Below are 4,139 nucleotides of genomic sequence, written 5' to 3'. Positions count from 1 at the left end.
GGAATACCGGGACCTTCGTCACGCACCGACAGCTCGACGCGCGCGTGCGACACGCGCGTCTCGAGCGTGATGCGGGCGATGCCGTCCTGCCGGCTATGGCCGTACTTGCGCGCGTTCTCGATCAGGTTGCCGATCACCCGGCGCATGTCGGTTTCGTCGGCCTCGATGATGGCGGTGGGCGCGAGCCGCGTGCGGATCTCCACGCCGTCCTCGCCCGCGACGCGCGCGGCGACTTCCTGCGCGATCGTCGACAGGTCGACCGGCTCGGGCTTGCGCTGCGTCGGGCGCGCGTAGTCGATGAAGGCGGCGATGATGCGATCCATCTGCTCGATGTCGTCGACCATCGCGTCCTTCGTCGCCTGATCGGCGGGACTCATCTCGGTTTCGAGGCGCAAGCGCGCGAGCGGCGTGCGCAGGTCGTGCGAGATGCCCGCGAGCATCAGTGCCCGGTCGGCCTCGAGCTGCTCGAGATCGCGCACCATCTGGTTGAAACTGCGGTTCGTGTCGGCGGCGACGCCCATCCCGCGCTCGGGCAGCGGCTCGGGCGCCTGGCCGGAGCCGACCTGGCGCGCGACGAGCGCGAGGCGCGAGAACGGACGGTTCACGAGACTCGTGATGAAGGCCGAGCCGAACAGCGACATCGCGAGCGCAAAGAGCCCCCAGCCCGCCCATTGCAGGCCGGTGACGGTGTCGAGCTGGTCGCGGTCGAGCGCGACCCAGTAATCGTCGTCGTCGATCTTGAAGCTGATCCACACGCCCGGGATGTCGTTGACCGTCTGAGCGATCACCGTGTCGTCGCCGAGGCGGCTGCGGATGTCGTGCTCGATCAGCCGATTCAGCGATTCTTCCGGCTGCAGCCTGAATTTGTCGGTTTTCTCGCGCGGATAGACGCGCACGCCCTCGTTGCTCTCGAGATCCTGCAGCAGTGCGCGCCGCAGATCGGGATCGGAATAGAGGAGCGCGGTGCGGGTGAGCTTGACGATCGCGACGAGCTGCAGCGCGACGCGTTGCGCGCGCGGCTCGCGCTCGATCACGCGGAAGCTCTGGAACCAGGCCGCGAGGCTGACCGAGATCAGCAGCGCGATCAGCAGGAAGGTGCGCCAGAACAGCCCGCCGAAGGCGAGCTGCAGGAGGCGCCGGTCGATACGCATGGGACGGGCCGTTGACAGGCGTTACCGGGAGAAGGGGAACGTCAGGCTGCGCCGTCCGGGATGAACACGTAGCCGAGGCCCCAGACCGTCTGGATGAAACGCGGGCTGCCCGGATCCGGCTCGATCAGCTTGCGAAGGCGGGAGATCTGCACGTCGAGGCTGCGGTCGAACACTTCGTATTCGCGGCCGCGTGCGAGTTCCATCAGCTTTTCACGCGACAGCGGCTGGCGCGGATGACGCGCGAAGACTTTCAGCACCGAGAATTCGCCGGTCGTCAGCGGAATTTCCTGGCCGGATTTCGTCAGCGTGCGGGTGGCCAGATTCAGCGAGAATTCGCCGAATTCGAACACTTCGGTCGTTTCCGACGGCGCGCCCGGCAGCTCGGCCGGCGCCTGGCGACGCAGCACCGCATGAATGCGCGCGACCAGCTCGCGCGGATTGAACGGCTTCGGCAGATAGTCGTCGGCGCCCATCTCGAGGCCGACGATGCGGTCGACGTCCTCGCCCTTGGCCGTCAGCATGATGATCGGCGTGCGGTCGTTGCTGCCGCGCAGGCGGCGGCAGATCGACAGGCCGTCCTCGCCGGGCAGCATCAGGTCGAGCACGAGCAGGTCGAAACGTTCGCGTACCCAGAGCTTGTTCATCGCGGTTGCGTTTTCCGCAACGTACACGTTGAAACCCTGCTCGCCGAGATAGCGGCGCAGCAGATCGCGCAGGCGCGGGTCGTCGTCGACGACGAGAATCTTGGAGGGGTTTTTCGTTTCCATGAATGGCATCTTATCGCGAATGGGAAATGACGCGCGGCCAGGTATTTTGACGCGTTACAGTCGGTTACAAAATTTACCCGCGGTGTCGCGTGGAGTAAAGGCAGGCTGTACAGATTTCTTTACTCAAATACGAAATTCGGTGGATACTCCCTTCACTTAATTTTTCAATGTTTGCACACCCGATTTCCGCAGGGTTTTTCAAGTACCAGAGGTAGCCGGTTGCCGCGTGACGAAGGGAACAAATCGAACACAGAAGCGAGGACGGTCATGCGATCTGCCCGGATTGCACTGATGCTGATGATCGCGCTCGCCGGTTCGTATGCGTCGAACTTCGCGTATGCGCAACGCCCGGAACCGGGCGCTTTTTCGCGCAAATTGCCGCATGGCAGATTCGCGCAGCAGGCTGACCATGGCGCCGATCCCGTCGCCCGCTCCGCCGTGCCTCCCGATCTCGAACAGCGTCGCCGCGACGGCCATATGACGCCCGAGGAGCGCCACTTGCTGCGCCAGCACATCGAGGACGCCGTCCGCGAGTTGTACAAGCGCTGATCGCGCGCTACGCGAAACGAAACATTTCGCAGCCAATTTCCGCCCGCTGTTGTCCGCCTCGTTCCGTTTGTCTCGATGTCCTGAAGCCGTCTGCTTCATCGCCGGCAAGCCGCGGCGCGCGTTCGTGCCGGATACGCCCATTGCAAAGGAAGAAGCAGGATGAACCGACGGGGTTTTCTGGCGCTTGCCGGCATGGCCGCGACGGCGGGCGTACCGCTCTGGCAGCCGGACGCGCGGGCTGCGGCGCTTGCCGCGGCGCAGTCCGGCGCCGGATATGGGAACGTGCTGATCCTCGTCGAGCTGAAGGGCGGCAACGACGGACTCAATACCGTGGTTCCGTACGCCGATCCGCTGTACTACACATTGCGGCGGAACATCGGCATCAGGCGCGACCGGGTGTTGCAGCTCGACGAGCGTGCCGGGCTGCATCCGGCGCTCGCGCCGCTGCTACCGCTCTGGCGCGACAGGCAGCTCGCGATCGTGCAGGGCATCGGTTATCCGCAGCCGAACCTGTCGCACTTTCGTTCGATCGAGATCTGGGATACGGCCTCGCGTTCGGATCAGTATCTGCGCGACGGATGGCTTACGCGCACGTTCGCGCAGACACCGGTGCCGGCGAATTTCGCCGCGGCTGGCGTGGTGCTCGGCAGCGCCGAGATGGGGCCGCTGTCGAACGGCGCGCGCGCGATCGCACTCGTCAATTCCGCACAGTCCATGCGCGCGTCGCGGCTCGCCGAGCCGGTCGCGGTGCGCGGGGAGAACCCGGCGTGCGCGCGCATCGTCGATGTCGGGAACGATATCGCGGAGGCCGTGGATCGGCTGCGTTCGCGCGGCGGGATGCGCGCGTTCACGACGGCTTTTCCGTCGGGTGCGTTCGGTGCGTCGGTGAAGACGGCGATGCAGGTGCTCGCCGCATGTGAAACGCCCGGGATGACGCCGCGAAATGGCGTCGCGGTGCTGCGTCTCACGCTCAACGGTTTCGATACCCACCAGAATCAGCCGGCGCGGCAGGCGGCGCTGCTCGAGCAATTGGCGGAAGGGATGAGCGCGATGCGCGCGGCGCTGATCGAGCTCGGTCGTTGGAACGAGACGCTCGTGATGACGTATGCGGAGTTCGGGCGGGGCGCGCGGGAGAATCCGCGCAATGGCACCGACCACGGTACGGCCGCGCCGCACTTCGTGATGGGCGGGCGCGTCGCGGGCGGGCTGTACGGCGAGCCGCCCGCGCTCGGGCGGCTTGACGGCAACGGCAACCTGCCGGTCCCGGTCGATTTCCGTCAGCTCTATGCGACCGTGCTCGGTCCGTGGTGGGGCCTCGATCCGGCGCACGTGCTGCAGCAGCGCTTCGAGCCGCTGCCGCTGCTGAGGGTGTGAGCGACGATCAGCGGCGGCGCGCTGCGCGCCATGCGATCCAAAGCTTGCGGATCGGCGTCAGCGCGATGCGCTGGTGGAGCACCTGATAGCCGTCTCGTTCGATTTCGTCGAGCAGCGTGCGCGCGAGCGCGATCTGCGCGCGCAGCGTCCGCTGCGTGCGGCGTTCGGACGGCGGAATCGCAGCTTCCGCGGCAGACAGCGCGTCGCGTGCCCGCGCGGTCTGGAATGCCAGCAGTTCGGTGAATGCCGGGCTGTAGCGCCGGTTCAACAGGTCGGCAGCTGTTACGTTGAAGCGCTG

5 protein-coding genes are annotated in these 4,139 nt (G+C 66.1%); 2 read left to right on the top strand and 3 right to left on the bottom strand.

The window, feature by feature from the left end:
- Together KH616_RS22295 and ompR are read right to left on the bottom strand one after the other, a co-directional pair.
- Positions 1–1,151: histidine kinase dimerization/phospho-acceptor domain-containing protein (locus KH616_RS22295; RefSeq protein ID WP_292252080.1), on the bottom strand; the 1,151-nt coding region annotated here is incomplete at its 3' end.
- Between the two features lie 41 nt (positions 1,152–1,192).
- Positions 1,193–1,918, bottom strand: coding sequence for a two-component system response regulator OmpR (gene ompR, locus KH616_RS22290; RefSeq protein WP_004199523.1), 726 nt, complete (start codon positions 1,916–1,918; stop codon positions 1,193–1,195).
- A gap of 267 nt (positions 1,919–2,185) precedes the next feature.
- On the opposite strand from ompR, the gene KH616_RS22285 reads away from it, so the two are divergent.
- Both KH616_RS22285 and KH616_RS22280 read left to right on the top strand, forming a co-directional pair.
- Complete coding sequence (locus KH616_RS22285) at positions 2,186–2,467, top strand: hypothetical protein (protein WP_292251403.1); 282 nt, start codon at positions 2,186–2,188, stop codon at positions 2,465–2,467.
- Positions 2,468–2,626: 159 nt separating this feature from the next.
- The gene (locus tag KH616_RS22280; protein WP_292251400.1) at positions 2,627–3,841 is read left to right on the top strand and encodes a DUF1501 domain-containing protein; all 1,215 of its coding nucleotides are present in this window, start codon (positions 2,627–2,629) and stop codon (positions 3,839–3,841) included.
- Between the two features lie 7 nt (positions 3,842–3,848).
- Here the strand turns inward: KH616_RS22280 and KH616_RS22275 are convergent.
- Positions 3,849–4,139: squalene/phytoene synthase family protein (locus KH616_RS22275; RefSeq protein ID WP_292251399.1), on the bottom strand; the 291-nt coding region annotated here is incomplete at its 5' end.

Source organism: Burkholderia sp., assembly GCF_018375725.1.
Taxonomy (GTDB): Bacteria; Pseudomonadota; Gammaproteobacteria; order Burkholderiales; family Burkholderiaceae; genus Burkholderia.
Note: the sequence above shows the minus strand (reverse complement) of the source record. Positions and strands in the feature narration are given on the sequence as shown.

Excerpts from the sequence above, each read along its gene's own strand:
- KH616_RS22280 (WP_292251400.1), top strand. The coding sequence starts at position 2,627 with ATGAACCGACGGGGTTTTCTGGCGCTTGCCGGCATGGCCGCGACGGCG.
- KH616_RS22285 (WP_292251403.1), top strand. The coding sequence starts at position 2,186 with ATGCGATCTGCCCGGATTGCACTGATGCTGATGATCGCGCTCGCCGGT.
- ompR (WP_004199523.1), bottom strand. The coding sequence starts at position 1,918 with ATGGAAACGAAAAACCCCTCCAAGATTCTCGTCGTCGACGACGACCCG.